The 26,199-nt window shown below is 74.7% G+C and carries 28 protein-coding genes and 1 pseudogene; 24 read left to right on the top strand and 5 right to left on the bottom strand.

The window, feature by feature from the left end:
* The first annotated feature begins 38 nt into the window (after positions 1–38).
* Positions 39–653 (top strand): TetR family transcriptional regulator, encoded by a 615-nt coding sequence (locus tag GC089_RS14665; protein ID WP_155378269.1) that lies wholly within the window; start codon positions 39–41, stop codon positions 651–653.
* A gap of 49 nt (positions 654–702) precedes the next feature.
* Here the strand turns inward: GC089_RS14665 and GC089_RS14660 are convergent, their stop codons facing one another.
* Positions 703–1,731: a LacI family DNA-binding transcriptional regulator gene (locus GC089_RS14660; protein WP_230684844.1), complete on the bottom strand. Its 1,029-nt coding sequence runs from the start codon at positions 1,729–1,731 to the stop codon at positions 703–705.
* A 240-nt stretch (positions 1,732–1,971) separates the two neighbouring features.
* Here GC089_RS14660 and GC089_RS14655 point away from each other — a divergent pair, with 240 nt between their 5' ends.
* The 12 genes and pseudogenes from GC089_RS14655 to GC089_RS14605 all read left to right on the top strand — a co-directional run bounded on the left by GC089_RS14655 (position 1,972) and on the right by GC089_RS14605 (position 14,081).
* Positions 1,972–3,066 (top strand): ABC transporter substrate-binding protein, encoded by a 1,095-nt coding sequence (locus GC089_RS14655; protein ID WP_370514015.1) that lies wholly within the window; start codon positions 1,972–1,974, stop codon positions 3,064–3,066.
* On the top strand, positions 3,063–3,266 hold the full coding sequence (locus GC089_RS20180; protein WP_370514014.1) for a hypothetical protein: 204 nt from the start codon (positions 3,063–3,065) through the stop codon (positions 3,264–3,266). The genes GC089_RS14655 and GC089_RS20180 overlap by 4 nt, the downstream gene beginning before the upstream one ends.
* Before the next feature lie 107 nt (positions 3,267–3,373).
* Entirely contained in the window at positions 3,374–4,225 is an 852-nt protein-coding gene (locus tag GC089_RS14650) for a carbohydrate ABC transporter permease (protein WP_370514013.1), read from the top strand.
* Positions 4,222–5,121, top strand: a complete 900-nt coding sequence (locus GC089_RS14645; RefSeq protein WP_155378267.1) for a carbohydrate ABC transporter permease — start codon at positions 4,222–4,224, stop codon at positions 5,119–5,121. The genes GC089_RS14650 and GC089_RS14645 overlap by 4 nt, the downstream gene beginning before the upstream one ends.
* Positions 5,122–5,147: 26 nt before the next feature.
* Positions 5,148–6,845: a glycoside hydrolase family 13 protein gene (locus GC089_RS14640; RefSeq protein WP_155378266.1), complete on the top strand. Its 1,698-nt coding sequence runs from the start codon at positions 5,148–5,150 to the stop codon at positions 6,843–6,845.
* A 179-nt stretch (positions 6,846–7,024) separates the two neighbouring features.
* The gene (locus tag GC089_RS18505) at positions 7,025–8,857 is read left to right on the top strand and encodes a cellulose binding domain-containing protein (protein WP_230684843.1); all 1,833 of its coding nucleotides are present in this window, start codon (positions 7,025–7,027) and stop codon (positions 8,855–8,857) included.
* Positions 8,858–8,964: 107 nt separating this feature from the next.
* The gene (locus GC089_RS14630; RefSeq protein WP_155378265.1) at positions 8,965–9,258 is read left to right on the top strand and encodes a hypothetical protein; all 294 of its coding nucleotides are present in this window, start codon (positions 8,965–8,967) and stop codon (positions 9,256–9,258) included.
* A 128-nt stretch (positions 9,259–9,386) separates the two neighbouring features.
* The gene (locus tag GC089_RS14625) at positions 9,387–11,837 is read left to right on the top strand and encodes a molybdopterin oxidoreductase family protein (protein WP_155378264.1); all 2,451 of its coding nucleotides are present in this window, start codon (positions 9,387–9,389) and stop codon (positions 11,835–11,837) included.
* Positions 11,834–12,316: a hypothetical protein gene (locus GC089_RS14620; protein WP_155378263.1), complete on the top strand. Its 483-nt coding sequence runs from the start codon at positions 11,834–11,836 to the stop codon at positions 12,314–12,316. Before GC089_RS14625 ends, GC089_RS14620 begins: the two co-directional genes overlap by 4 nt.
* Positions 12,316–12,969, top strand: coding sequence for a hypothetical protein (locus GC089_RS14615; RefSeq protein WP_155378262.1), 654 nt, complete (start codon positions 12,316–12,318; stop codon positions 12,967–12,969). The genes GC089_RS14620 and GC089_RS14615 overlap by 1 nt, the downstream gene beginning before the upstream one ends.
* Before the next feature lie 193 nt (positions 12,970–13,162).
* Positions 13,163–13,279 (top strand): annotated as a pseudogene (locus GC089_RS19285) (NAD(+)--rifampin ADP-ribosyltransferase); the annotation flags it as partial.
* A 160-nt stretch (positions 13,280–13,439) separates the two neighbouring features.
* Positions 13,440–14,081 (top strand): maleylpyruvate isomerase N-terminal domain-containing protein, encoded by a 642-nt coding sequence (locus tag GC089_RS14605; RefSeq protein WP_155378261.1) that lies wholly within the window; start codon positions 13,440–13,442, stop codon positions 14,079–14,081.
* Between the two features lie 141 nt (positions 14,082–14,222).
* On the opposite strand, the gene GC089_RS14600 is transcribed toward GC089_RS14605, so the two are convergent.
* Complete coding sequence (locus GC089_RS14600) at positions 14,223–14,660, bottom strand: hypothetical protein (protein WP_230684842.1); 438 nt, start codon at positions 14,658–14,660, stop codon at positions 14,223–14,225.
* A gap of 73 nt (positions 14,661–14,733) precedes the next feature.
* Here GC089_RS14600 and GC089_RS14595 point away from each other — a divergent pair, with 73 nt between their 5' ends.
* Positions 14,734–15,609: a L,D-transpeptidase gene (locus tag GC089_RS14595; protein ID WP_230684841.1), complete on the top strand. Its 876-nt coding sequence runs from the start codon at positions 14,734–14,736 to the stop codon at positions 15,607–15,609.
* A 19-nt stretch (positions 15,610–15,628) separates the two neighbouring features.
* On the opposite strand, the gene GC089_RS14590 is transcribed toward GC089_RS14595, so the two are convergent.
* Both GC089_RS14590 and GC089_RS14585 read right to left on the bottom strand, forming a co-directional pair.
* The gene (locus GC089_RS14590; RefSeq protein WP_155378260.1) at positions 15,629–16,492 is read right to left on the bottom strand and encodes a potassium channel family protein; all 864 of its coding nucleotides are present in this window, start codon (positions 16,490–16,492) and stop codon (positions 15,629–15,631) included.
* A complete protein-coding gene (locus GC089_RS14585; protein ID WP_155379256.1) occupies positions 16,489–18,372 on the bottom strand; it encodes a glycoside hydrolase family 15 protein in 1,884 nt (627 codons plus the stop codon). Before GC089_RS14585 ends, GC089_RS14590 begins: the two co-directional genes overlap by 4 nt.
* 431 nt (positions 18,373–18,803) lie before the next feature.
* On the opposite strand from GC089_RS14585, the gene GC089_RS19280 reads away from it, so the two are divergent.
* The 9 genes from GC089_RS19280 to GC089_RS14545 all read left to right on the top strand — a co-directional run bounded on the left by GC089_RS19280 (position 18,804) and on the right by GC089_RS14545 (position 25,328).
* Positions 18,804–20,207, top strand: coding sequence for a proton-conducting transporter membrane subunit (locus GC089_RS19280; RefSeq protein ID WP_230684840.1), 1,404 nt, complete (start codon positions 18,804–18,806; stop codon positions 20,205–20,207).
* Between the two features lie 17 nt (positions 20,208–20,224).
* Complete coding sequence (gene mbhE / locus GC089_RS19275) at positions 20,225–21,595, top strand: hydrogen gas-evolving membrane-bound hydrogenase subunit E (protein ID WP_230684839.1); 1,371 nt, start codon at positions 20,225–20,227, stop codon at positions 21,593–21,595.
* Entirely contained in the window at positions 21,592–21,924 is a 333-nt protein-coding gene (locus tag GC089_RS14575) for a sodium:proton antiporter (protein ID WP_155378259.1), read from the top strand. Before mbhE ends, GC089_RS14575 begins: the two co-directional genes overlap by 4 nt.
* The gene (locus tag GC089_RS14570; protein ID WP_155378258.1) at positions 21,921–23,537 is read left to right on the top strand and encodes a monovalent cation/H+ antiporter subunit D family protein; all 1,617 of its coding nucleotides are present in this window, start codon (positions 21,921–21,923) and stop codon (positions 23,535–23,537) included. Before GC089_RS14575 ends, GC089_RS14570 begins: the two co-directional genes overlap by 4 nt.
* The gene (locus tag GC089_RS14565; protein WP_155378257.1) at positions 23,534–23,893 is read left to right on the top strand and encodes a Na+/H+ antiporter subunit E; all 360 of its coding nucleotides are present in this window, start codon (positions 23,534–23,536) and stop codon (positions 23,891–23,893) included. The genes GC089_RS14570 and GC089_RS14565 overlap by 4 nt, the downstream gene beginning before the upstream one ends.
* Entirely contained in the window at positions 23,890–24,147 is a 258-nt protein-coding gene (locus GC089_RS14560; RefSeq protein WP_155378256.1) for a monovalent cation/H+ antiporter complex subunit F, read from the top strand. Before GC089_RS14565 ends, GC089_RS14560 begins: the two co-directional genes overlap by 4 nt.
* The gene (locus GC089_RS14555; RefSeq protein WP_155378255.1) at positions 24,144–24,485 is read left to right on the top strand and encodes a monovalent cation/H(+) antiporter subunit G; all 342 of its coding nucleotides are present in this window, start codon (positions 24,144–24,146) and stop codon (positions 24,483–24,485) included. The genes GC089_RS14560 and GC089_RS14555 overlap by 4 nt, the downstream gene beginning before the upstream one ends.
* Before the next feature lies 1 nt (position 24,486).
* Positions 24,487–24,696, top strand: a complete 210-nt coding sequence (locus GC089_RS14550; RefSeq protein ID WP_155378254.1) for a hypothetical protein — start codon at positions 24,487–24,489, stop codon at positions 24,694–24,696.
* Between the two features lie 62 nt (positions 24,697–24,758).
* Positions 24,759–25,328 carry a DUF4334 domain-containing protein gene (locus tag GC089_RS14545; RefSeq protein WP_155378253.1) on the top strand — a complete coding sequence of 190 codons (570 nt, stop codon included), beginning with the start codon at positions 24,759–24,761 and terminating at the stop codon, positions 25,326–25,328.
* Here GC089_RS14545 and GC089_RS14540 read toward each other — a convergent pair.
* Entirely contained in the window at positions 25,325–25,807 is a 483-nt protein-coding gene (locus GC089_RS14540; RefSeq protein ID WP_155378252.1) for a hypothetical protein, read from the bottom strand. The genes GC089_RS14545 and GC089_RS14540 overlap by 4 nt on opposite strands.
* 111 nt (positions 25,808–25,918) lie before the next feature.
* Between GC089_RS14540 and GC089_RS14535 the strand changes: the two genes are divergently transcribed.
* Complete coding sequence (locus tag GC089_RS14535; protein ID WP_155378251.1) at positions 25,919–26,038, top strand: type II toxin-antitoxin system prevent-host-death family antitoxin; 120 nt, start codon at positions 25,919–25,921, stop codon at positions 26,036–26,038.
* Positions 26,039–26,199 lie beyond the last annotated feature (161 nt).

The following is a 26,199-nucleotide window of genomic DNA, read 5'->3' as shown; positions in this document are numbered from 1 at the left end:
AGGTCTGGCATCGCCCGCCGTCCCCGTACCATCGGCGCGTGACCAGCGACGCCCGCCCGCCCGGCCTGCGCGAGCGCACCCGCCGCGCCGTGCACCGCGAGATCGCGCAGGCGGCCGCGACCCTCTTCCTCGAGCAGGGCTTCGACGCGACGACGGTGGACCAGATCGCCGCGGCCGCCGGCATCTCCCGCCGCTCGTTCTTCCGCTACTTCGCCACCAAGGAGGACGTCGTCCTCGGGGACATGGTCGAGCGCGGGCAGGTGCTGCACGCGGCGCTCGCGGCGCGCCCCGCGGGCGAGGACCCGTGGGAGTCGCTCGCCGAGGCGTTCCGGGTGCTGCGCGCGAGCGTCGGCGACCCGCGCCCGGAGGAGGTGGCGCTCGGGCGTCTCCTGCACGAGGAGCCGGCGCTGCACGCCAAGCGGCTCGAGAAGCAGCTGGCCTGGCAGGCGGTGCTCGTGCCGGAGCTGGCCCGCCGGCTCGAGGCCGACGGCGTCGCCGCCGGCACCGCGCGGCACCGGGCCGGCGCGCTCGTCGCCACCGCGCTCGCGTGCCTCGACGTCGCCGTCGACACGTGGCTGCGCGGCGGCGCGACCGAGGACCTCGAGGCGCTGTGGTGGGACGCCGTCGCGACGGTGCGCGGTCGGGCCCGCTGAGCCGCCACCGGGCGGGCCCGTCGTCAGTGCCCGGCGTCAGCGCCCGGCGTCAGCGCCCGGCGTCGGCCTGCCGCGGTGGCCCCGTGCTGCCCCGCACGACCAGCCGCGTCGGTACGGGCGCCGCCGGTGCCACCTGGCGCCCGGCGACGAGGTCCACCACCAGCTGCCCCGCCGCCTCGCCCTGCTCGCGCACCGGCTGGGCGACCGTCGTCAGGTCCAGCAGCGCGGCGACCGGGTGGTCGTCGATGCCGATCACGGAGACGTCCTGCGGCACGCGCAGCCCGGCGCGGCGGATCGTCGCGAGCGCCCCGGCCGCGACCTCGTCGGAGTGCGCGTACACGGCGGTGGGCGGCACGCGCAGCCCGAGCAGCCGGGACATGGCGTCGGCGCCGTGCTGCTCGCCCCACGGCACGGTGACGACGAGGTCGGGGTCCGGCGCGACCCCGGCCTCGGCGAGCGCCTCGTGGTACCCGGTGGTGCGGCCCATGCCGTCGCGCCACTCCGCCGACTCGGGGTCCACCGCCTCGATCATCGCGATGCGGCGGTGGCCGAGGAACAGCAGGTGGTCCACGGCCTGCCGCGCGGCCGCGTGGTCGTCGATGCAGACGTGGGGGAAGGCGGCCACCTGGCCGCCGGCGGCGACGATGCCGACGCCCATCATGGCCAGCCGGGCCTGCTCGTGCTCGGAGACCGGGAACGCCAGCACGACGACCGCGTCGACCTTGCGCCGGGCGGGCAGCCGCTCGAAGAAGTCGTGCCGGTCGCGGCGCGTGGGCACGTGGTACAGCAGGACGTCGAGGCGGGCGCGCCGCAGCCGCGCCTCGAGCCCCTCGAGCAGCGCGCCGAAGAACCAGCGGGACAGGTGCGGCACGACGACGGCGACCCGGCCGGTGGTCCGCGAGGCGAGGCCCGACGCCTCGGGGGACGCCACGTAGTGGTGCTCGCGTGCGACCGCCAGGACGCGGGCGCGGGTCGCCTCGGCCACCTCCGGGCGGGAGTTCAGCGCGCGGGAGGCGGTGGCGGGGGAGACGCCGGCGAGGCGGGCGACGTCGGCGAGGCTGAGGTGCGCGAGGCCCACCGGTCGACTGTAGTCCGGAAGCGATTGCACCGAGAGAGCCGCCGGCCGGCCCGGGGCTCTCGGCTTGACAGCCCCTCGGAGCGGCGGGAGGGTGAATCGTCCGGAAACGCTTCCGGCTCGAGGTGGACCGATCCCGGGTGACGACGTCGTCATCCGCACAGCGCGCACGTCGCGCGACCCCGACGTCCGGCGCCCGCAGGCGCGTGGCCGTCGGCCCTGCCGACCACCCGAGGAGACGACGTGCCCTCCCTCCCGCCTCCGGTCGCGCCCGGCGTCACGCGCCGGACCTTCCTGCAGGGACTCGGGGTCGCCGGCGCGACGCTCGCGCTCTCGTCGTGCGCCGGCAGGTCCGCGTCGGGGGCCACCGAGATCACGTTCTACCAGTCCAAGCCCGAGGTCATCGGCTACTTCGACCAGCTCATCGAGCAGTTCCACTCCGAGCAGTCGGCGGTGCGCGTGCGGCACGACGCGACGTCGAACCTCGCGGGGTCGTTCGTGCGCGAGTCCCCGCCGGACCTCGGGTGCCTCAACTACAACTTCGAGATCTCCCGGTACGTCGAGCGCGGCGTGCTCAGCGACCTGTCCGACATGCCGGAGGCCGACCGGGTCCTGGAGGACCTGCAGCCGCTCATCGACGTGACCGCCACCTACCCCGGCCGCACGAGCGTCATCCCGTACTCGCTCATGGCGGCCGCTGTGCTCTACAACCGGGAGATCTTCGCGCAGCAGGGCGTGCAGCCGCCCACGACGTGGTCGGAGTTCGTCACCCTGTGCGAGACGCTCACCGCCGCCGGGGTCACCCCGATCTACAGCACGTTCCGCGACCCGTGGACCATCGCGCAGGGGCACTTCGACTACTCCGTCGGCGGGCTGCTCGACACCACCGAGTTCTTCACCGAGCTCAAGGAGCAGGGCGACGAGGTCGGGCCGGGCTCGCCGGTCGCGTTCCAGAAGCAGTTCGTCGAGCCCGTCGAGCGCATGACGCAGCTCGTCGGCTGGTCGAACCCCGACGCGGCCAGCCGCGGCTACGGCGACGGCAACCTGGCGTTCGCGAACGGCGAGGCGGCCATGTACCTGCAGGGACCGTGGGCCCTGACGGAGATCGCGAAGACGAACCCCGACCTGGACGTCGGCGCGTTCCCGCTGCCGATGACCGAGGACCCGGACGACCGCAAGGTGCGCGTCAACATCGACCTCGCCCTGTGGATCCCCGAGGGGTCGCGCAAGAAGGAGGCCGCGCGCGAGTTCCTCGCGTTCCTCATGCGGCCCGACGTCATCGACGCCTACAACGCCCAGGCGCTCGGCTTCGGCGTGACCGAGGGGCGGCCCCGGTGACGAACACGACGCTCGTGGAGCTGAAGGAGTACTACGACCGCGCCGCGTTCTACCTCGGCGCGTCCCAGCTCATCCCGCAGTCGATCCCGCTGCAGAACTACGCGCAGTCGATCGCGACCGGCGCGGACCCGCTGCCGGTGCTGCGCACGCTCGACGCGGACTGGTCGCGCCTGGCCTTCCGCTCGTCCGTCCCCGAGTGACCGCCGGCAGACCGGAGACCGCACATGGCCACGACCACCGCCCCGTCCACCGGCGCCCGGACGCGCGGCGGTGCCCCGCCCCGCCCGAGCGCACCGGCCGGCGCCGCGTGGGCGCGACGTTCTACCTGTTCCTCGTCCCGTCGCTCGTGCTGTTCACGCTCGCGATCACCGTCCCGGCGGTCATGGGCATCACCCTGAGCTTCACCGACTCCGTCGGGTTCGGGGAGTTCCGGTTCATCGGGCTGACGAACTACGTCGCGATGGTGTCGGACCCCGCGATCCTCAGCTCGTACGGGTTCACCATCGGCTTCGCGCTCGTCACGGTGCTCGTCGTGAACGTCGTGGCGTTCCTGCTGGCCGTGGGGCTGACGTCGCGGATCCGCGCCAAGGTCGCGCTGCGCACCGTCTTCGTCCTGCCGATGGTGATCTCCGGGATCATCATCGCCTACGTCTTCCAGTTCCTGTTCTCCAACTCACTGCCGCAGCTGGGCGCGCGGATCGGCTCGGACGTGCTCGCGCAGAGCCTGCTCGCGAACGAGGACCTCGCCTGGACCACGATCGTCTTCGTCACCGCGTGGCAGGCGATCCCGTCCGCGCTGCTCATCTACATCGCCGGCATCCTGTCGATCCCCGGCGAGGTCTACGAGGCCGCCGCGATGGACGGCGCCTCCTCGTGGCGCCGCCTGGTGTCGATCACGCTGCCGCTCGTCGCGGGGTACGTCGTCATCAACGTCATCATCGGCTTCAAGAACTTCCTCAACGCGTACGACATCATCGTCGGCCTGACCAACGGCGGTCCGGGCACCGCGACCCGCAGCGTCGCGATGACGATCTTCTCCGGCTTCACCGGCGGCGACTACGCGTACCAGATGGCCAACGCGACGATCTTCTTCCTCATCGCCGTCGTCCTGGCCCTGCTCCAGCTGCGCGTCACGCGCGGGAAGGCGTCGGTCTCATGACCCAGCAGACGTTCGCCACCACCGGCCCGGCGCAGGTGCCGGTGCGCCGCCGCCGGCGGCTCGTGTGGCAGGGCACGGAGGAGCACCCGAACCGGCCCGGCACCGTCGTGCTGCTCGTGTGCACGGTCGCGGTGCTGCTGCCGCTGTACGCGACGGTCACGATGGCCTTCAAGACGACCGCGCAGTCGGTGAACGGGCAGGTGTTCTCGCTGCCGTCACCGTTCAGCGTCGAGGGGTTCGTGGAGGCGTGGCGGCTGACGAACTTCCCGCGCGGCTTCGCGATCTCGGTGTTCGTCACCACGGTCACCGTCCTGGGGACGGTCGCGCTCGCCTCGATGGCGGCGTACGCGATCGCGCGCAACTGGGACCGGCGGTTCTTCCGGGCGTCGTTCTTCTACCTGCTCGCCGCGATGTTCCTGCCGTTCCCCGTGCTCGCGCTCTCCCAGGTGAAGCTGACGGGGATGGTGAACCTCGACAACCCGGTCGGGGTCGCGCTGCTGCACGTGATGTTCCAGCTGTCGTTCAGCGTGCTGCTGTTCACGGCGTTCGTGCGCGGGCTGCCCGAGGAGCTCGAGGAGAGCGCGAAGCTGGAGGGCGCGTCGACGTGGACGGTGTTCCGGCGCATCGTGTTCCCGATGATGGCGCCCATGGCCGCGACGGTCGCGATCTTCGCGTTCCTCGCCTCGTGGAACGACTTCATGATGCCGTCGCTCATCACCGCGGACTCGACGCTGCAGACCCTGCCGGTGCTGCAGAGCGTGTTCCAGACGCAGTTCAGCAGCAACTACAACGTCGCGTTCGCGTCCTACCTCATGGCCATGGCGCCGGCGATCGTCGTCTACCTGTTCACGCAGCGCTGGGTGATGGCGGGCGTGACGCAGGGCGCGATCAAGTAGCGGCGGCGACGGGACCGGGGGCGGACGTGGGCCGGCCGGCGGACGCCGCGCCCTGGTGGCGCGACGCCGTCATCTACCAGGTCTACCCCAAGTCGTTCGCGGACTCCGACGGCGACGGCGTGGGGGACCTGCCCGGGATCGTGCAGCGCCTCGACCACCTGGTGCGCCTGGGCGTCGACGCGCTGTGGCTATCGCCGTTCTACCCGTCCCCGCAGGCGGACGGCGGGTACGACGTGGCGGACTACTGCGACGTCGACCCGGCGCTCGGGACGCTCGCGGACCTCGACGCGCTGCTGGCGCGGGCCCACGCGCGGGGGCTGCGCGTCATCGTCGACCTGGTGCCGAACCACACGAGCGACGCGCACCCGTGGTTCCGCGACGCGCTCGCGGCACCGGTCGGCAGCGCCCGGCGCGGCGTCTACCTGATCCGCCCGGGCACCGGCCCGGACGGCGGGGAGCCGCCGAACAACTGGCAGTCGGTGTTCGGCGGGCCGGCGTGGACGCGCGTCGACGCCCTGACCGGCCGCGGCGAGGACGCCGGCCAGTGGTACCTGCACACGTTCGACGCCCGGCAGCCCGACCTCGACTGGGACAGCCCGCTCGTGCGCACCCGCTTCGAGGACGTGCTGCGGTTCTGGCTGGACCGCGGCGTCGACGGCTTCCGCGTCGACGTCGCGCACGGGCTGGTGAAGGCCGAGGGCCTGCCGGACTGGGACGGCGGCGCGACCGCGATGGTCATGGGCGGCAGCGCGCACGCCCCCGGTTCGGAGGTGGTCGACCTCGGCCCGATGTTCGACCAGGACGGCGTGCACGAGATCTACCGGTCGTGGAACCGCCTGCTCGCGTCCTACCCGGGTGACCGGGCGATGGTCGGCGAGGCGTGCGTGGAGCCCGCCGAGCGCGCCGCGCGGTACGTCCGCCCGGACGAGATGCAGCAGGCGTTCAACTTCCCGTTCCTGCAGTGCCGGTGGGACGCCGAGGCGCTGCGCCGCGTCATCACGGTGTCCCTCGAGGCCGACGGCGCCGTCGGCGCGCCCACCACCTGGGTGCTGTCGAACCACGACGTGGTGCGGCACGCCTCGCTGCTGGGGTGGATCGACACCGGCCGCTCGCCCAACGGCATCGGCGCGGACGACCCGCAGCCCGACGCCGCCCTCGGCCTGCGCCGCGCGCGGGCCGCGGCGCTGCTCATGCTCGCCCTGCCCGGGTCCGCGTACCTCTACCAGGGCGAGGAGCTCGGGCTGCCGGAGCACACGACCCTGCCGGACGCGCTCCGTCAGGACCCGATGTGGTTCCGCTCGGGGGGCCGCGAGCGGGGGCGCGACGGGTGCCGGGTGCCGCTGCCGTGGGAGGCCGGCCGGCCCGGGTTCGGCTTCGGGCCGACGGGCCGCACGTGGCTGCCGCAGCCGGACGACTGGGCGGCGCTCGCGGTGGACGTCCAGGACGAGGACGCGTCGTCGACGCTCGCGCTGTACCGCGACGCGATCCGGTGCCGGCGCGAGCGGGCGCTGGGCCGCGGGACGCTCGCGTGGGCGCAGGTGGACGGCACGGACCCGCGGCACGTGCTGGCGTTCCGCAACGGCGACGTGCTCGTCGTCGTCAACCTCGGCGAGGGGCCCGTCGCCGTGCCGGAGGGTGCGACGGTGCTGCTGCGCAGCGACGCGGACGGCGCGGCGGCGGGCGTCGTCGGGCCGGACTGCGCCGCCTGGCTCGCCGTCGCGTAGCGCCGCACGTGGCGCACCTCACCTCGGGACGAATCGGTACACCCCCTTCAGCTGCCGGATTCGCCCGGTTACCGTGACCGCGCGAGTCGGTGCTCAGCGGGGGGCGACCCTGTGCACGACGAGTCGGTGACGCCCGGAGCGCGACACCGATCCTCCTCACGAACCAGGGAACTCACCGCATGTCCATGCCTTCCGGCGTGCGACCGCGCCGTCGCGCCGTCGCCGCACTCCTCTCCCTCGCCGCCGTCACCGCGACCGCGGTCGGGGTCGTCACCGCCACGGGCGCGCAGGCCGCCGCCGCGTGCCGTGCGTCGTACACCGTCACCGCCCAGTGGCCCGGCGCGTTCGTCGCGAACGTCGCCGTGACCAACACCGGGGACGCGCTCCGCTCGTGGACGCTCGGCTGGACCGCGGGTGCCGGCCAGCGCGTCCAGCGGGCCTACGGCGGCGTCGTCGCGCAGGACGGCGCGCGCGTCACCGTCCGCAACGCGTCGTACAACGGCGCCCTCGGCACCGGCCGGACCGCCTCCGTCACGGTGAGCGGCACGTGGACCGGCAGCAACCCGCTGCCGACCGCCGTCACGCTCGACGGCACGGCCTGCACGACGACGGCGACGCCCGCGCCGACGTCGCCGTCCGTCCCGTCCCCGGCGCCGACGTCGCCCGCCCCGGCTCCGCGACCGACGTCGCCGGCTCCGGCACCGACGGCTCCCGCGCCGACCACGCCGGCTCCCGCGCCGACGACCCCGGCGCCCACCGCTCCGGTCCCCGGCACGCTGCCGCCGGTGACGCCGCCGTCGGCACCGGGCTGGGGCACGTCGCTCCCGCCCGCGGGCGCGACGCTGAGCCACGCGTACACGATGCTGCAGACGGCGTCGGCATCGGGCTACAACCCGCGGGCGGGGGAGTGCTCGGTGGAGGTGCACGCCCGGTACTGGACCTACGGCCCGGACGGGAAGGTGTACCCGACGTGGCACCCGGCGCGTGACGCGAGCGGCTGCACGTTCGGCCACGAGCACGGCGACGACCCGCGCACGTCCGTCCTGTTCCGCGAGACCGGCTGGCCCGCGTTCGCCTACACCAGCGAGGTCCTCGCCCGGACCGCCACGTCCTCGCACCGGCACGAGGACCACGTGGGGCACAAGGTCTTCGCGGCCGACGACGTCGCGGTGATCGAGGGCGACACCGGCATCGCGGTGGACGCGCCGTCCGGTGCCACGGTCGGCACCTGCGACGTCCTGCTGAAGTTCCACCAGGGCACGCACTCGCCGGACGCCTTCACCAACAACCTGCACGAGCTGCTGCTCGCCGCCGACTGCACGCAGGGCGGGCAGACCTCGCAGGTGCGGTACAGCGCGCTGATCCCGCTGGGCCGTCCGGGCGGCTTCGGCAGCACCGACTGCCCGGGCCCGCTCGGCGGCACGTTCACCCAGGTCGGCACCGCCACGCCCGCCGACTCCCCGTCGGACACCCGCTCGCTGGGCCGGCTCATCACCGACGCGTCCTGCGTCGACGCGATCCTCGGCGGTGCGGCGTTCGACGCGTTCGACCTGCACGAGTTCTGGTTCTCGGACGTGCGGCTGTCGACGCCCGAGGTGACGTTCCGGCTGTCCCCGCTGTTCTACGTGCTGAACCCGAGCCGGTACCACGACGCGAGCAGGCCGAACCGGCTGGCCCGCACGGTCGACGCCTGCTACCTCGGCGTGCCGGGCGCCTTCTGCGACATGGCGCGCCGCACCACGCAGCGGACGGGCGCGCAGGTGGCGTGGGACGACGTCGCGTCGCCGTTCAAGGGCACCATCCGCCAGATGCGGCCGGGCACGTTCTCGGTGCGGACGACCGCCCCGACGACGGTGTACACCGACGCCCTCGGGCAGAACGCCTCGACCACGCCGTTCGCCGGGTCGATCGCGCAGCGGTTCGCGGGCAGCACGCCGTCGTCGATGTACGTGCGCGGCGCCACGCGCGACCACGGGTCGAACCCCGCCGACGGGGTGCACGCCCCGAACTGAGGGGGCGTCCGGTCACGCGCCGGTCGCGCCGGGGCACCACGACGAGGCCCCGGCGCGACCGCGACCGGTTAGGGTCGCGCCACGACGCGCCACGACGAGGAGGCACCGTGCACCAGGACGGCGGCGGGAGCACGACGACGGCGGCGGGCGCCTGGGCGCGCTGGGCGCGCCGGTGGGCGTGGCGCTGGGTGTCGCCGGGCGGGATCGTCACGGCCGTCGGCCTGGGCAACCTCGTCGCGGCGCTGAACTGGAACGCGATCGCGAAGGGGCAGGCGGCCGCCACCCAGTCGTTCGCGCAGGCCTCGGCCGCCTCCGACCGGTACGCGCTGTGGGGCTTCGCGCTGCTCGTCGTCGGCCAGGCGATGGTCACCCGGCGGACGCTGGACGAGCCCGCGGACTGACGAGGGCGGCGGTGCGCTCGCGCTCGCCGGTGGCGGGCACGCCGTCACGGGTGCAGCGTGGGACGGCGCCGACCCGCACGGTCGTCCGGGCCGCGGGCGTGCCAGCCGTCCACCACCGGGAGGATCCGATGGCTCACGTCGACCGCATCGCCGACCCCTGGGGCACCCGCACCCCGTACGCGCCCGGCACGCCGTGGCCGCAGCGCGTCGACATGCACCTCGCCGAGGGCGTCGCCCCGCAGGACGTCGACCGCTGGGTGCAGACGGCCTCGATCCTGCACTCCAACGGCGACGCGCTCGACATCGCCGTCAAGGACGGCCGGGTCGTCGGCGTGCGGGGGCGGGCGGTGGACCGGGTCAACCGCGGTCGCGTCGACGTGAAGGACCTGTTCGGCTGGCAGGCCAACGGCTCGCGCGACCGGTTGACGCGGCCGCTGGTCCGGGTGGACGGCGAGCTCGTCGAGACCGACTGGGACACCGCGATGGAGCGCGTCGTCTCACGGACGAAGGAGCTGCTGGCCGAGCAGGGCGCGAGCGCCGTCGGCTTCTACACGACCGGTCAGCTGTTCGCGGAGGAGTACTACACGCTCGGCGTGATCGCGCACGGGGGCCTGGGCACCAACCACGTCGACGGCAACACCCGGCTGTGCACCGCCACGGCCGCGGCCGCGCTCAAGGAGTCGTTCGCGTGCGACGGGCAGCCGGGGTCGTTCGCCGACATCGACCACGCCGACGTCATCGCGCTGTTCGGCAACAACATGGCCGAGACGCAGTCCGTGACGTGGATGCGCGTGCTCGACCGCCTCGCCGGCGACGACCCGCCCGCCGTCGTCTGCGTCGACCCCCGGCTCACGCCCGTCGCGCGCGCCGCGACGGTGCACCTCGCGCCGCGGCTGGGCACCAACGTCGCCCTGATGAACGGGCTGCTGCACGAGGTCCTCGCCAACGGCTGGGTCGACCGGGAGTACGTCGACGCCCACACGGTCGGATTCGAGGAGCTCGAGAAGGCCGTGCGGGAGTACCCGCCCGACGTGGTCGAGCGCATCTGCGACGTCCCGGCCGCCCGCATCCGCGAGGCCGCGCGCCTGCTCGGCACGGCCGAGCGGCTGACGTCCACCGTCCTGCAGGGCTTCTACCAGTCCCACCAGGCGACGGCGGCGGCGGTCCAGGTGAACAACCTGCACCTCGTGCGGGGCATGCTCGGGCGGCCCGGGTGCGGCCTGCTGCAGATGAACGGCCAGCCGAGCGCCCAGAACACGCGCGAGTGCGGGGCCGACGGCGACCTGCCGGCGTTCCGCAACTGGTCCAACGACGCGCACGTCCAGGATCTTGCGCGCGTCTGGAACGTCGACCCGATGGACATCCCGCACTACTCGCCGCCGACGCACGTCATGCAGATGGTGCGGTACGTCGAGGAGGGGTCCATCCGCATGATGTGGGTGACGGGCACCAACCCCGCCGTCTCGCTGCCCGAGCTCGCGCGCATCCGCTCGGTCCTGTCGCAGGAGCGGCTGTTCCTCGTGGTGCAGGACCTCTTCCTCACGGAGACGGCGCAGCTCGCCGACGTGGTCCTGCCCGCGGCGACGTGGGGCGAGAAGACCGGCACGTTCACGAACGCGGACCGCACCGTGCACCTGTCGGAGAAGGCGGTCGACCCACCGGGGGAGGCGCGCGCCGACCTCGACATCCTCGTCGACTTCGCGCACCGCATGGACCTGCGCGACAAGGACGGCCAGCCGCTGGTGAAGTGGCACGACCCCGAGTCCGCGTTCGAGGCGTGGAAGGAGTGCACGCGCGGACGGCCGTGCGACTACACCGGCCTGACGTACGCGAAGCTGCGCGGCGGCAGCGGCATCCCGTGGCCGTGCGACGACGAGCACCCCGACGGCACCGAGCGCCTCTACGCGGACGGCCGGTTCTTCGCCCACCCGGACGTGTGCGAGAGCTACGGGCGCGACCTCGTCACCGGCGCACCGGTCGAGCCGACCGAGTACAAGGCCATGAACCCGCAGGGGCGTGCGGTCATCAAGGCGGCGCGGTACCTGCCTCCGCACGAGGTGCCGAGCGAGGACTTCCCGCTGCAGCTGGCGACCGGGCGGACGGTCTACCACTTCCACACCCGCACGAAGACGGGCCGGGCGCCGGAGCTGGCGTCGGCCGCGCCGGACGTCTGGGTGGAGGTGTCGGAGCACGACGCGGACGCGTTCGGGCTCGCGGAGGGCGACCTGACGGAGGTGTCGACGCCCCGCGGGTCGGTGCGGGCCCGCGTACGCGTGTCCGGCATCCGTGCCGGCGTGCTGTTCCTGCCGTTCCACTACGGCTACTGGGACACCCCGGGTGGGCACGAGCCCGACGGGCAGGGGCGTGCCGCCAACGAGCTGACCATCACCGAGTGGGACCCGGCGTCGAAGCAGCCGATCTTCAAGACGGCCGCGGCCGCGATCCGGCTCGTGGAGCGCGCCGACGGGACGGCGTCGCCCGCGCCGACGACGACGGCGTCGTCGCCCGTGCGGGCGTCGCTGCCGCCGACCCGGGGGCCGCGCACCGTCGTCGAGCACGTGCTGGAGGAGGCGCGATGAAGATCGGACTCGCCCTGCGCGAGCTGCACCGCTCCGAGGACGACCTCGGGCACGAGCTGCTGCAGGTGGCGGACCGCCACCGCGTCGACCACGAGATCTTCCACGTCGCGCAGGACCTGGCCCGGTGGTCCCAGCAGCACGTGCGGGAGATCGCCGCGGTCGCCGGCCGCTACGGCGAGGACCTGGACCCGGAGCCGCACGGCATGCCCAGCCTGGCGAAGCGGGCGCTCGAGCGGTCCGCCGAGCTGGTGGGGCGCACCTCGACCGCCGACCTGCTGCTGCTGCGCGACCTGCGCGGGCTGTACCTCAAGGCGGCGGGCGTGTCCGTCGACTGGGAGCTCGTCGCCCAGGCGGCGCAGGGCATCCGGCACACCGACCTGCTCGGGCTCGCTCAGCGGTGCCACCCGGAGACGGTGCGGCAGATGAAGTGGGCGAACGGCAAGCTCAAGGAGTCCGCGACGCAGGCCCTGGTGAGCTGATGTCCCACGTGCGCGTCGTCGTCCGCCCGATCGGCACGCCGCTGCCGCTCGGCTTCCTCGGCCTGTTCCTGGCGACCACGGCGTTCGCGGCCGTGCAGCTGCAGTGGGTGCCGGCCGACCAGGGGCGCGTCGTCGCACTCGGGGTGCTGGCCGCGACGGTGCCGGTGCAGCTGCTCGCGTCCGTGCTCGGGTTCCTCGCGCGCGACCCGGTCGCCGGCACCGGCATGGGCGTGCTGGCGGGGACGTGGGGTGCGGTCGCGCTCGCGACGCTGACGAGCCCGCCCGGTGCGGCGAGCGCGGGCCTCGGGGTGCTGCTGCTCGCGGCCGGGGTCGCGATGCTCGTCCCGGCGGCGGCCGCGACGACCAAGCTCGTGGCCGCGTCGGTCATGGCGCTCGCGGGTGTGCGCTTCGCCGTCACCGGCGTCGCGGAGCTGACGGGGGACCGGACGTGGTTCAGCGCCGCGGCGGTGGTGGGGCTCGTGCTCGCGGCGCTCGCGCTGTACGGGGCGTTCGGGTTCGAGCTCGAGGACGTCCGGCACCGGACCGTGCTGCCGCTGGGGCGTCGCGGGGCGGGCCGGGTGGCGCTGACCGGGTCGGAGGAGGACGAGCTGCGCGCGCTCGCGCACGAGGCCGGGGTCCGCCGCCAGCTGTGATCGACGGACGGCCGTCGCGACCCGCCGGACGTGGAGCCGGGACGTCCTTCGCGCGTGTGCGCACGGCGTGCGTACGGCCGCGACGAACATCCCGGCCCGCCTGCTCCCCGTCGTCCCTGCCGTCGACGCCCCTGCCGCCGGGTGCCCAGGGTCGAGGACGTCCGCAGCGGGACCACCGGGACCTGAGGTGCGCATGAGCGAGCGAGCGACGGGTGTCGACGACCCCTGCCCCTTCTTCCACGGCACCAAGGCGGATCTGCAGGTCGGCGACGCGGTCGTGCCCGGCCGGCGGTCGAACTTCGGCACCGGCCGCACGGCGAACCACGTCTACCTGACCGCGACGCTCGACGCCGCCACGTGGGGCGCCCGCCCGAGGTGCTCCAGCACATGCGCGACCACCTGGCCGAGCTCGACCGCCAGGGCGTCGAGGCGATCGACGGCTGACGCACGTGCCCGGCACACTCCGGTCCATGACGACATCGCCGCGGTCGGTCTACCGGAAGGGGGTCGACGTCGCCGTCGGCCTGGTGGGCAGCGAGGCAGTCGCGGACGCCTGGGACGCACCCTCCGCGCTCGTGGGCATGACGGTCGGGGAGCTCGCCGCGCACCTGGCGCGCAGCGTGCTGCAGGTCGAGTGGTACCTCGACGGGCCGCTGACACCGGACGCCCCGCTCGTCACGGCGGTGGCGTACTACGGCGACCTCACGGGCACGGCGGAGCCGACATCGGAGCTGAACACCGGGGTGCGCGAGCGCAGCGCGCAGACGGCGGCGCACGGACGGGACGCACTGGTGGCCGCGGTCGTGGCCGCGTCCGACCGCCTGCGGGAGCGGCTGCCGCACGAGCCGGCCGACCGGCGTCTGACGGTGGGCCACCGGGGGCACACGCTGCTGCTCGACGAGTACCTGCGCACCCGCTGCGTCGAGCTCGCCGTGCACACCGAGGACCTCGCGCTGAGCGTCGGCAGCGACGTGCGCGCACCGGCGTCGACGACCGCGGTCGCGGTCGACGTCCTGGTCGGCGCGGCTCGCCACCGCCACGGCGACGTCGAGGTCCTCCACGCCCTGTCCCGCCGCGAGCGCGCCACCACGGACGCCCTCCGCGTCCTCTGACCCGCGGCCGCCCTCCCGCCCGCTGCGCCCACCCGTTCGGGCGTCGAGCTCGGCACGTCGGTGCCGAGTCCGACGGCCACGAGGCACGATCTCGGCACAGAGGTCGCGAAGTCGGCGCGGCGGTGCGGGAACGGGGGGCGGTCAGGACGGTGCGTCGTCCAGGAGGTCGCGGAGCCAGCCCGCGCCGCGGGTCTGCGCGCCGAGGGCCTCCACCCGGCGGCGCAGCTCGCGGTCCGAGGTGACGACGAGGACGTCGGCGCCCGCTGCCGCGACGACGTCCACGATCGTGCTGTCCCCGTCGCGCTCCGCACGGACGACCTCGATGCCGTCCCACGTGCCCTCGACGGCGGCGGCCCGGCCCTCCAGCACGACGACGACCCGCCGCCCCCCAAGCTCCGCGTGACCGAGGGCCGCGGCGACGCCGTCGAGCAGGCGCGCGGCTGCTCCGGCGCGGTCCTTCCACCAGCCGTCGGGGCGTGCGCCCACGACGTTCGCGGCGTCGACGACGAGCGTGCTCCCGGCGTGCGGGGCGCCCGACGAGGGGGAGGGGCCGGCGTGCTCGGGGTGCTCGGCGGTCACCGGTCCAGCGAACCACCCCGACCGGTCGGCGGGCGGTCTGGCACGCCCCGCGTCGAGCGCGCACGATGGACGGGTGCTGACCCGGGTGCGGACCTGCGTGACGGTCGCGGTGACGGCGTGCGTCGTCGTGCTGCCGACGGCGTGCGCGCCGTCGCCCCCGCCGGAGCCGGTCGTCGTCGAGGCGTCGGTCGCGGCCACCAAGGCACCGGCACCGGCGCCCGCCGCGCCGGCGCCGGTCGACCTCGCCGCGCTGCCGGTCGTCGACCCGGTCACGGTCGTGCCCGGGCTGCCCGGCACGGACGGCCTCGAGCAGCGGCGCAACGACGACCCCGCGCTCGGGACGTGGCAGACGGCGACCGTCGTGCGGGACACCGCCGGGTACGACGCGGTGGACGGCACGCCCGTCGGGCGGGTCCCGGCCGTGACGCTCGACGTGCCGACGGTGCTCCCCGTGCTCGACCAGCGCGGCGGGTGGCTGAGGGTGCTCGTCGCGAGCCGCGGCGCCCTGCCGAGCCAGGACCCGGCGCAGGTCAACGGCCGCACGGCGTGGATCCGGGCGGAGGACACCGCGCCGTCCGGCACCGACTGGCGCCTGCACCTCGACCTCGCTGCGCGGACCCTGACCATCGAGCAGGGCGAGGCGACGCAGACGGTCCCGGTGATCGCCGTCGGCGCACCGGACACGCCGACGCCCCCGGTGCCGCAGTTCGTCGTCGGCTCGCAGTGGGAGCAGCCCGGCACGTACACGCCGCGCGTGCTGCTGCTCTCGAGCCAGAGCGAGACGATCGACGCCTACGACGGGAACACCGGCACGTCCGCCACCGCGATCCACACGACGCCGTTCGCCCGGACCGGCGCGATCTCCAACGGCTGCATCCGCGTGAGCGACGAGGTCCTCGACCTGCTGTGGGACAAGGTCCCGGCCGGGACGGTGCTCACCGTGTCCTGACGGGCCCCGGGGGAGGCCGTCAGGGCGCGTGCCGCTGGTCCTGCGCGTACCGGCGCAGGACGGCGTCCCGGTCGCCGCCGGTGTGCAGGTACTGCTCGTCGAGCAGGCCGACGAGGTCGTCGAGGGCGACCCGCAGCGCGGACGCGGCGGCCCGCACGCCCGTGTCGTCCTCGGCGGACGCGCGCTCGGCCAGCACGTACAGGTGCGGGAGCGCCGTGGCGAGCGCGGCCCGCGGGTCCTGGTCGCGGAAGTAGTACGTCGGCGTGGTCTGGTACAGGTCGACGTGCATGGCCGCGACGTCCTCGGTGAGCCGGGTGAGCAGCGCGATCGACGGGACGGCCTCCTCGGCGTCGGCGCGGCGCAGGCCGTGCACGACGCGCGTCGTGGTCCGGCGGCGCACCAGCGCCGACTGCACCTGCAGCACCCACGACACGGCGGCGGTCAGCAGGCTGAAGCCGATCAGCCCCTGCAGCCCGACGACGACCTGCAGCCACCCGCCGCGCGGCACGATGTCGCCCAGCCCCAGGGTGCTCAGGACGACGGCCGACAGGTACAGCGCGTCGAGGAACGACGAGCGCTCGTCGGGGCGCAGTCCGGTGCCGTAGACGAACTGGTCGGAGACGTGCGGCCAGTAGACGAGGGCGGCGCCGAGGATCACCAGCGCGGCCCAGGTGACGACGACGCCCACCAGCCCGGCCGGCCCTGCGAGGTTGCGCGCCCTCGGTCCGAACGGGCCGGTCGCGTGCCAGGCGGCGCGCATGACGGTGCGGCTGACGACGCCCTCGCCCTCCGGGTGCCAGAGCGTGTGGAAGACGTCCCGCAGCGCGAAGGCGGCGAGCAGGACGCCCCCGACGGCCGCCGCCCACGCTGCCGGGCCGCTCACGTCGCCGCCTCCCGCTCCCGTGCCGCCGCGATCGCGTCCGCCGCCCGGATCAGCCCCAGGTGGCTGAACGCCTGGGGGAAGTTGCCGATGAGCCGCCCCGCCTCCGGGTCGTACTCCTCGCTGAGCAGGCCGAGGTCGTTCGCGTACCCGGTGAGCTGGTCCATGAGCGCCTCGGCCTCCTCCAGCCGGCCGCTCATCGCGTACTGCTCCACGAGCCAGAAGCAGCAGATGAGGAACGGGTGCTCCTCGCCCTCGAGCCCGTCCACGCCGGTGTCGGTGCGGTAGCGGTGCAGCAGGCCGTGGTCGTCGCGCAGGTCCTTCTCGATGCGGGCGACGGTGGAGAGCATGCGCGGGTCGTCGTAGGCGAGGTAGCCGGTGTGCGGCAGCTGCAGCAGGGACGCGTCGACCTCGGTGGTGTCGTAGGCCTGCGTGAAGCTGTCGATCTCGCGGTTGAAGCCGCGGGTGTCGATCTCCTCGCGGAGGCGGTCGCGCAGCTCGCGCCAGCGCTCCACCGGCCCGTCCAGCCCGTGCTCCTCGACGGCCCGCACCCCGCGGTCGAAGGCCGCCCACATCATCGCCCGGCCGTGCGTGAAGTAGTGCAGGTCGCCGCGCATCTCCCAGATGCCGTGGTCCTCGCGGTCGAAGTTGACCTCGCAGTACCGCAGCAGGCTCTTCTGCAGGCCCCACGAGTACTGGTCCTCCTCGACGCCGGCGTCGCGCAGCATCGCCAGGGCGATCATCACCTCGCCGACCACGTCGGCCTGGTACTGGTCCGCGGCGCCGTTGCCGATCCGCACGGGCCGGGAGTCCTCGTAGCCGGCGAGGTGGTCGAGCTCCTTCTCGTCGAGCTCCCGCTCCCCGCCGATGCCGTACATGATCTTGATGTCGTCGGCGTCGCCCGCGACCGCCCGCAGCAGCCAGTCCCGCCACAGCCGCGCGCCGCGGGTCAGCCCGTGCGCGATCGCGACCTCGATGGTCAGCGCCGCGTCCCGCAGCCACACGAACCGGTAGTCCCAGTTGCGCTCACCGCCCAGGCCCTCCGGCAGGGACGCCGTGGGTGCGGCGACGATGCCGCCCGTCCGCTCGTGCGTGAGGGCCCGCAGGACGAGCAGCGAGCGCAGCACGATCGGGTCGTGGTCGGTGTGCACGGTCAGCCGCGACGACCACTCGGCCCAGTACTCCAGCGTCTCGGCGAGCGCGCGGTCGGCGTCGATCCGGTCGGGCAGGTCGTCCCAGGACGGGAACCACGCGAGGTCCCAGTCGAGCACGTCGCCCTTCTCGAGCCGGAACCTGCCGGTCAGCCGCGGGGCGCGCGCACCGCCCTCGCCGTCCTGGCCGGCGCGGAACGCCCCCGGCTGCTCGGCGGCGTCGTGCCCCTCGTCGTCCTCGTGGTCGTCGACGCCCGCCCAGGTCAGCAGCGGACCCGTGACGAGCACGCCGTCAGGGCCGGCGAGCGAGAGCAGCGCGGGGGCGCCGTCGTGCTCGACGACGCGCACCCACGGCGTCGCGCGCGCGTAGTCGAACCGCAGGCGCAGGTCGTGCTCCACCTCCGCCGTGCCGTCGAGGCACTCGACGCGCCGGACGACGTCGTCCCGGTCGCCGCGCGGCGGCAGGAAGTCCGTGACGCGGACCGTGCCGGTCGGGGTGCGCCACGTCGTCTCGAGCACGAACGTCTGCGGCAGGTACCGGCGCTCGACGACCTCACCGTCGACCGCCGACAGCTTCCACCGTCCGTCGTCCGGGCCGCCGAGGATCGCGCAGAACACCGCTGCGGAGTCGAAGCGGGGCAGGCACAGCCAGTCGATGCTCCCGTCCCGGGAGACCAGGGGTCCGGTGCGCAGGTCGGACAGCAGGGCGTAGTCCTCGAGGTGGGTGCTCACCTCGTCCTTTGTACGTGCGACCGGCGCCGCCCGCAGCGCGGACGCCGCGCCGGCGAGGTGGTCGCCGCCGCACGGGGTCAGCGTGACGAGGACCACACCGCACCGCCACGAGCCACAGGACGGCGCGAGTCCCGGCCGCCCCGAGCGGTCGCACCGGATGCCGGTGCAGGTCCGCGGCCTGCGTCGTGCCGTCCACCCGCGCAACGTCCGACGACCGCGCGCCGGCCCGACTGCGCCCTCGGCGGCGCCGCCCCGTCCCGACCTGCGATCCGCAGGCTCGCCGGTTAGCCTGGATCGCGGAGTGCCGGGAAGACGGGTCGGCGACGTAGCCGACCGACCCCTGGAGCCACCACCATGCCTCGCCGCCGCTGCGGCGCGCCCTCGGCGCGCCGCCCCCGCCTCCGCCTGCCCGCGATCCCGTCCCCGCGGTCGTGAGCCTGCTGCTCGCGGTCGGGCTGAGCTGGGCGCTGGTCGCCCTCGGCCCGCTGCTGACCCGTGCCCTCGGCCGTCGCGCGGGCTACGCCTGCGCCGCCGTCCTGCTGGGCGTCGCCGGCGTGGTGACGGCCGCGTGGGCGACGGGCGGCGAGACCCGCGTCGACGTGCCCTGGATGCCCGCGCTCGACGTCGGGCTGCGGCTGCGCCTCGACGGGCTCGGCTTCCTGTTCGCCCTGGTCGTCCTCGTGGTCGGCGCCCTCGTGATGGTCTACTCCGCGGCGTACGTCCGTGCCCCACGGCCCACCGCGTTCTACGTCCTCATGACCGCGTTCGCGGCGGCGATGCTCACGCTCGTCCTCGCCGACGACCTCGTCGTGCTGTTCGTCGCGTGGGAGCTGACGACCGTCTGCTCCTACCTGCTGATCCTGCGCTCCGGGCCGGACGCCGGCCCGCCGGCGACCCGGACGTTCCTCGTCACCGCGGCCGGCGGCCTGGCGCTGCTCGGTGCCGTCGTCACGGTCGCGGTGCGCACCGGGACGACCGACCTCACGGCGGCCCTCGCGGACCCGGCGTGGCAGCAGGACCCGGTGTTCGCGGGTGCCGTCGCCTCGCTCGTCGCGTTCGCGGCGATGACGAAGTCGGCGCAGTTCCCGTTCCACGCGTGGCTGCCGGACGCCATGGTCGCGCCGGCGCCGGTCAGCGCGTACCTGCACGCCGCTGCGATGGTGAAGGCGGGCATCTACCTGCTGCTGCTGTTCGCGCCCGCGGCGTCCGCGTCGGCGGTCTGGCCGGCCGTGCTCGTCACCGTGGGGCTCGTGACGTGCGTGATGGGCGCGCTGTTCGCGCTGCAGCGCACCGACCTCAAGGAGCTGCTCGCCTACTCCACGGTGAGCCAGCTCGGCCTGCTCGTCGCCGTGATCGGCGTCGGGACGCCCACGGCCATGCTCGCCGCGGTCGTGCACGTCGTCGCGCACGCGCTGTTCAAGTCCGCCGCGTTCATGTCCGTCGGGCTGATCGAGAAGCGCACCGGCACCCGGGACCTGCGCGAGCTGCGCGGGCTCGCGCGGTCGATGCCGTGGGACGCCGCCCTGCTCGCGATCGCGGTGGTCAGCATGGCGGGGGTCGCGCCGACGCTCGGGTTCGTCAGCAAGGAGACGGTGCTCGAGGCGTTCTTCTCCGCCCCCGACGCGGGCGTGCTGGGTCTGCTCGCGGCCGGCGCCGTCGTGGTCGGCGCGGTGCTGACCGCCGCGTACAGCGCGCGGATGGTCGTCGGCACCCTGCCTGGCCCGCGCCGTGACGTGGCGGAGCCGCGCCCCACCGCGCCGATGTCGGTCGCGGTCGGTGCCGCGGCGCTCGGGGGCTCGGCGCCGGGCTGGCGGTCGCGTCGGTCGGCACGCTGACCGCGCCGGCCGTCGCCGTGGCGGCGGGCGTCGACGTCGACGAGGTCGGCTACCTGAGCCTGTGGCACGGCGTCAATCCGGCGCTGCTCGCGTCGCTCCTGGCCGTGGCCGCAGGTCTGACGATCGTGCTGTGGCGGCGGGGCCCGGTCGACGCGCTGCTCGTCGGCCGCCGCCTGCTGCCCGTGGTGGGCACCGAGGTCGTCCAGCGCGCGCACGACGGCGTCATCCGCCTCGGCCGCCGGGTCGGGGACCTGACCCGTTCCGACGCCCCTGCCCGGCACCTCGCCGTGCCGGTGGTGCTGCTGGCGGCGGGCGGCGTCGTGGCCGGCACGCTCTGGCGCGGACTGCCCGAGGGCAGCGCGCCCGGGCCGTTCGACATCGGGCTGCTCGTGGTCGTCGTCGCGGGGATCGTCGCGACGGTCCGTGCCCGCTCGCGGCTGACCGCCGTCGTGGCGGTCGGGGTCGTCGGCTTCGGCGTCGTGCTGTGGTTCTTCGTGCTGGGGGCCTCCGACGTGGCGCTGACCCAGCTGCTCGTCGAGATCCTCACGGTCGTCGTGCTCGTGTTCGTGCTGCGCCGCATGTCGAAGCGGCTGCCGCGGGTGCGTCGGCGCCGCAGCGTCGCGACCGCGGCCGCCGCGGTCGGCGCCGGCGTCGCCGCGACGCTCGGGACCCTCGTCTTCACCGGTCACCGGCCGGCGTCGGAGGTCGGCGACTTCTTCCTGCGGGAGGCCCAGGCGCTGACCGGCGGCACCAACGTCGTCAACACGATCCTCGTGGACTTCCGCGCGCTGGACACGCTCGGCGAGCTCGTGGTGCTCGCGGTCGCCGCCGCCGCGATCGCGGCCCTGCTCGACGCCCGACGGGCCGTCGACGGGCCGCAGGTGCCGGAGCCGCGGACCGTCGTCGCCGACCCCGGGCGCAACGCGGTCTTCCTGCAGGCGCTCGACCGGCTGCTGGTCCCCGTCATGCTCGGCGCCTCGCTGTACGCGCTGCTGCGCGGGCACAACGCCCCCGGCGGCGGGTTCATCGCCGCCCTCATCGGTGCGTGCGCGCTCGTGCTGGCGTACCTCGCCGCGCCGACCGACGACGTGCCCCGCGTCGAGCGGCCGTACCTGGCCATCGCCGGGGTGGGCGTCGTCGTCGCGGTCGTCACCGGCCTGCTCGGCTTCGTCGACGGGGCGTTCCTGCGGCCCCTGCACGCCTACGTGCTCGGGGTGCACCTGACCAGCGCCCTCGTCTTCGACGTCGGCGTCTACCTCGCGGTGCTCGGCGTCATCCTCGCCGCCGTCAACCGGCTGGGCCTGTCGCCCGCCGGCGACGACCGGCGCGAGGCGGACCCGCGCGACCAGAGGGCCGATCTCGACCGGGAGGAGGTGCGGGTCCCGTGACGCTCGCGCTCACCGTCGGCGCCCTCGTCGCCGGCGCCGCCTACCTGCTGCTGCAGCGCGACCTGCTGCGCGTCGTGCTCGGCGCCGTGCTGCTCAGCCACGCCGTCAACCTGCTGCTGTTCTCCTCCGGCGGCGTCCTGCGCCGCGACGAGCCGCTCGGCGCCGACCTCGACCCGGCGACCACCGCCGACCCCCTGCCCCAGGCGTTCGTGCTGACGGCCATCGTCATCGCCTTCGCCATCACCATCTACCTGCTCGTGCTCGCGGTCACCGGCCGACGCCAGGACGTCGCCGGGCCCGACGACGACGGGCGAGAGGAGGACGCATGAACCCCGACGTGCTCCCCCTGCTCGTCGCGGTGCCGCTCGTGGCTGCCGGCGTCGCGCTGCTGCCCGTGCGCGGCGGCACCGGCGCACGCGTGCTGCTGATGACGCTGCTCACCGCGAACCTGGCGGCCGCCGTGGCGCTGGTCGCTGCCACCCGCGACGGCTCCGTGCTCGTGCACCAGGTCGGCGGCTGGGACGCCGGCATCGCGATCCCGCTCGCCGCGGACGCGCTGTCCGCGCTGGTCATGACCGTCGCGGCGCTGCTCACGCTCGCGTGCTCCGCGTTCGCGCTGGCGTCCGGCACCGGACGGCTGCGGCTGTTCGCGCCGTTCGTGCTGGTGCTCACCGCCGGCGTCAACGGCGCGCTGCTCACCGCGGACCTGTTCAACCTGTTCGTCTTCATCGAGGTCATGCTGCTGCCGTCGTACGGGCTGCTCGTGCTCGCGCGGGAGCGGCGCGGCACCGAGGCGTCCGTGCGGGGCTCGCGACTGTACGTCGTGTTCAACCTCGTCGTGTCGACCGTCCTGCTCGCCGGCGTCGCGCTCACCTACGGGGTGACGGGCACGGTGAACCTCGCCGCGCTCGCGGGCGCCGCGACGGACGACCCGGTCGTCGCCGCCGCGGTGGGCATGTGCCTGGTCGCGCTCGCGATGAAGGCCGCCGTCGTCCCGGTGCACGGCTGGCTGGCCCGCGCCTACCCGTCGACGTCGCCGGCCGTCACCGCGCTGTTCTCCGGCCTGCACACCAAGGTCGCCATCTACGCGATCTACCGCGTCTACGCCGTCGTCTTCGAGGGCGACCAGCGGTACCTGTGGATCGGGCTCGTCGTGTTCAGCGCGACGATGGTCGTCGGCGTGCTGGGCGCCGCCGGGGAGCAGCGCATGCGCTCCGTGCTGGCGTTCCACATGGTCAGCCAGATCGGCTACATCCTGCTCGGGGTCGCGCTGTTCACCCCGGCCGGGCTCACCGCCGGCATCTTCTACCTGCTGCACCACATGGTCGTGAAGGCGTCGCTGTTCCTGTCGACGGGGGCGATCGAGACCCGGTACGGCACCGACGTCCTCGACGACCTGAAGCCGCGGATGCGCCGTGAGCCGGTGCTCGCCGCCGCGTTCGGCGTCGCCGCGCTGTCGCTCGCCGGGCTGCCGCCGTTCTCCGGGTTCGTCGCGAAGCTCTCGCTCGTCCTGGCCGCGCTCGCCGCCGGGCAGGTCGCCGTGGTCGTCGCCGCGCTGGCCGTCAGCCTGGTGACGCTGCTGTCGATGCTCAAGCTGGTCAACGCGGTGTTCGCGCCGGCGCTGGTGTCGGGGGCTGCCGGGCCGGTCCGTGCGGACGGCGGGACGACGGACGGCACGGCGCGGGACGGCACGGCCGGCGACGACGCGCGGGACGGCGCCGCCGGCGGTGCCGCCGTCGCGACCCGCACCGCCACCGCGCGGACGTCCGAGGTGACGTGGACGCGCCGGTCCCGCGCCGCGCTGGCGGCACCCGCCGTCGCGCTCGCCGCGGTCACGGTCGTGCTGGGGCTCGGCGCGCAGGGCCTCCTGGACCTCGCCGGCGTCGCGGCCGACGGCCTGCTCGACACGACGACCTACGTGACGGAGGTGACGGGCCGATGACCCGCGTCCTGCTCCTGCCGCTGCGCGCCCTGGCCTTCGTGCTGTGGTTCACCGGCGCGATCGTGCGGTCGTCCGGGGCGGTGCTGGCCGACATCGCGACACCGGCGCCGCGGGGTGCGCCGCGCGTCGTGCGCCTGCCTCTCGGCGCCGGCGGGGACGCGCACCTCGTGGCGCTCAGCGTCTGCATCACGCTCACGCCCGGGACGCTCGTGCTCGGCGTCGTCCCCGACGGCGACGACGGCCGTGCGCTGCTCGTGCACTCGCTCTACCACCCGGACGCCGAGACCGCGCTGGCCGACCTGCGGGACACCTCGCACCGGCTGCGCGCCGTCGTACGACCGGAGGGACGACCGTGATCGCCGTCGACATCGCCATCGTGGGCTGCGCCGTGGCGCTGCTCGTGTCCGCGTACCAGGTCGCGCGCGGGCCGGAGCCCGCGGACCGGGTCGTCGCCGCCGACCTGCTGACGTTCAGCCTCGTCGCGCTCGTCGCGCTGGTCGGCACCCGCCTCGGCCGGGCCGGCACCTTCGACGTCGTCATCGTCGCCACGCTCGTGGCGTTCCTCGCCGCGGTGTCGCTGAGCCGCGCGCTGACGGGAGGCCGCCGATGAGCGCCGTGTGGAGCGTGCTCGGCCAGGTGCTCGTCCTGGCCGGCGCCGCGATCTTCCTGCTGGCGGCCGTGGGCCTGCGCCGGTTCGCCGACGCGTACGGCCGGACCTCGGCCGTCGCCACGGCCGCGGCGCTGGGCGTCGCGTTCGTCACCGTCGGCGCCGCGCTGCTCGACCCGCGGCCTGCCGACGTCGTCAAGGTCGTCCTCGCCGTCGTGCTGCAGCTGCTCACGTCGGCGGTGGGCGCCATCGCCATCGCCCGCGCGGCGGTGAACTCCGGCCACGCGTTCAGCGACGAGACCGACGTCGCCGAGCTCGCCACCCACCACGAGGAGGACTGACATGTTCATGCGCGCCCCCGCCGCACCGCCGGGCCCCCGCTGGCAGCGGCACGGCGGCACCGTGCTCGCCGCGGCCGCCGCCACCATGGCCCTCGTCGCGTTCGCGATGCGCCAGCTCGTGCACCCGCTCGGCGACGAGGACGTCGCCGGGGCGCCGCTGCCGCTCGGCGAGGGCGGCGACGCCGGCCCGGTCGTCACCGCGCCGCGCTGACGTCACGCGTCGTACCGTCGAGGCGGACGGGCCGGCCCGGGCTCGGGTGGCGAGGAGGCGCGGTGGACACGCTCGGACCCGAGGAGGCGCGTCGCCGCCTCGCCGCCCTTGCCGGCGGGACCACGCCGGACGCGGCGCTCGCGCTGTTCGACCCCCTGCCACCGGTCGCCGTCGAGGACCTGCTGGGCCGGTGGCGGGGGACCGGCGTGCCGACGGGCCACCCGTTCGACGGCCTCCTGGAGGTGCTCGGCTGGTACGGCAAGCGCATGGTCACGCCGGACGTCGTGCACCCGCTGGTGTTCCGCGGTGCGGGCGGGCGGCTCGTCGCGATCACGCCGACGTGGCTGCCGCTGCGGGCGGCGCTGCGCCTGGCGCCGGTCGTCCCGCGCGCGCTCGCGGGCCCGGTGTTCGCGCTCGTCCGGCCGCTCGTCACGACGTCCCGGCCGCAGGCGCGGCTGCGCGAGGTGACGTACCGCGGGGTGCCGTCCGGGGCGATGGTCTACGACCGGCTGCCGGTCGTCGACGCCTTCCGGCGGGTCGACGACGAGACCGTGCTCGGCGTCATGGACATGCGGTGGCAGCCGCAGCCGTACGTGTTCGCGCTGCGACGGGAGCGAGACGCGAGTGGCTAAGGGCGCCGACGGTCGCCCAGCAGCCGTGCGAGGCAGACTGCACCGCAGACCAGCGCAGCGACCAGCAGCACCGGCTCGACGACCGTCGGGTCGCGACGGAAGTGGTCCACGTACGTCGGGTCGCTGACCGCGGCCGCGATCACGAGCCACCACTGCGTGACGGCGAAGCCGTACCAGGTCAGGAGCATCAGCGTCGCCCAGGCGAGCCGCACGGTCACCACGCGACGCACGTCGCGCAGGTCCGGACCCTGACGACGACCGGAGAGTGCCGTCGCCGCCCACGCCACCGCGAGCACGACGCCTGCTCCGAGCAGGCCCGTCTCCAGGGCGGTCGACGAGCGGACGTCCCTCGGCGTCATGAGCCGGCTCCAGGTGAGGAGACCCTGCGCAGCGGTGACGGCCCAGCCGCCGAGCGCGGTGAGCGCTCCGACCGCGGCGAGGCGGGCCGCCGCCGGCCGCAGGGCGGCATCGGTCGTCACGTGCACACGGTAGCGGCGCGCCGAGCCGCCATCCGTCGCGCGCCGAGGGGGACGACGACGCGCGATCCTCACCGAATCTGAGATCGAGCCCCATCTGGCGGCACGCGCACCGTGACGGCCACCCACGCCTCGCGCCTGTTCTCCGACCTCCTCGACGCCGTCGAGCGCGGCGAGACGGTCGCCATCACGCGCGCCGGCACGTCGTCGCGGCGGTGCGGCCCGCCGCTCTGACCGCTCCGACTCCGGAAGCCCCGCACGTCCCTCGGCACGCCCGCAACCTCGCTGCTACGGTCGCCTCAGGCGACCGATGTCCCTGATGTCGGTCTTCGTGGCGACGCGAGGGGGCCGACGTGGCGACGTCGGAGCGTGGATCACACGGTGCCGGTGCCGGC

Source organism: Cellulomonas sp. JZ18 (genome assembly GCF_009720485.1).
In the GTDB taxonomy this organism is placed as follows: Bacteria; Actinomycetota; Actinomycetes; order Actinomycetales; family Cellulomonadaceae; genus Cellulomonas.
The sequence above is the reverse complement of the archived record's forward strand: the minus strand, read 5'-3'. Positions and strand labels throughout refer to the sequence as shown.

Excerpts from the sequence above, each read along its gene's own strand:
- GC089_RS14645 (WP_155378267.1), top strand. The coding sequence starts at position 4,222 with ATGACCCAGCAGACGTTCGCCACCACCGGCCCGGCGCAGGTGCCGGTG.
- GC089_RS18505 (WP_230684843.1), top strand. The coding sequence starts at position 7,025 with ATGTCCATGCCTTCCGGCGTGCGACCGCGCCGTCGCGCCGTCGCCGCA.
- GC089_RS14625 (WP_155378264.1), top strand. The coding sequence starts at position 9,387 with ATGGCTCACGTCGACCGCATCGCCGACCCCTGGGGCACCCGCACCCCG.
- GC089_RS14620 (WP_155378263.1), top strand. The coding sequence starts at position 11,834 with ATGAAGATCGGACTCGCCCTGCGCGAGCTGCACCGCTCCGAGGACGAC.
- GC089_RS14615 (WP_155378262.1), top strand. The coding sequence starts at position 12,316 with ATGTCCCACGTGCGCGTCGTCGTCCGCCCGATCGGCACGCCGCTGCCG.
- GC089_RS14605 (WP_155378261.1), top strand. The coding sequence starts at position 13,440 with ATGACGACATCGCCGCGGTCGGTCTACCGGAAGGGGGTCGACGTCGCC.
- GC089_RS14570 (WP_155378258.1), top strand. The coding sequence starts at position 21,921 with ATGAACCCCGACGTGCTCCCCCTGCTCGTCGCGGTGCCGCTCGTGGCT.
- GC089_RS14565 (WP_155378257.1), top strand. The coding sequence starts at position 23,534 with ATGACCCGCGTCCTGCTCCTGCCGCTGCGCGCCCTGGCCTTCGTGCTG.
- GC089_RS14555 (WP_155378255.1), top strand. The coding sequence starts at position 24,144 with ATGAGCGCCGTGTGGAGCGTGCTCGGCCAGGTGCTCGTCCTGGCCGGC.
- GC089_RS14550 (WP_155378254.1), top strand. The coding sequence starts at position 24,487 with ATGTTCATGCGCGCCCCCGCCGCACCGCCGGGCCCCCGCTGGCAGCGG.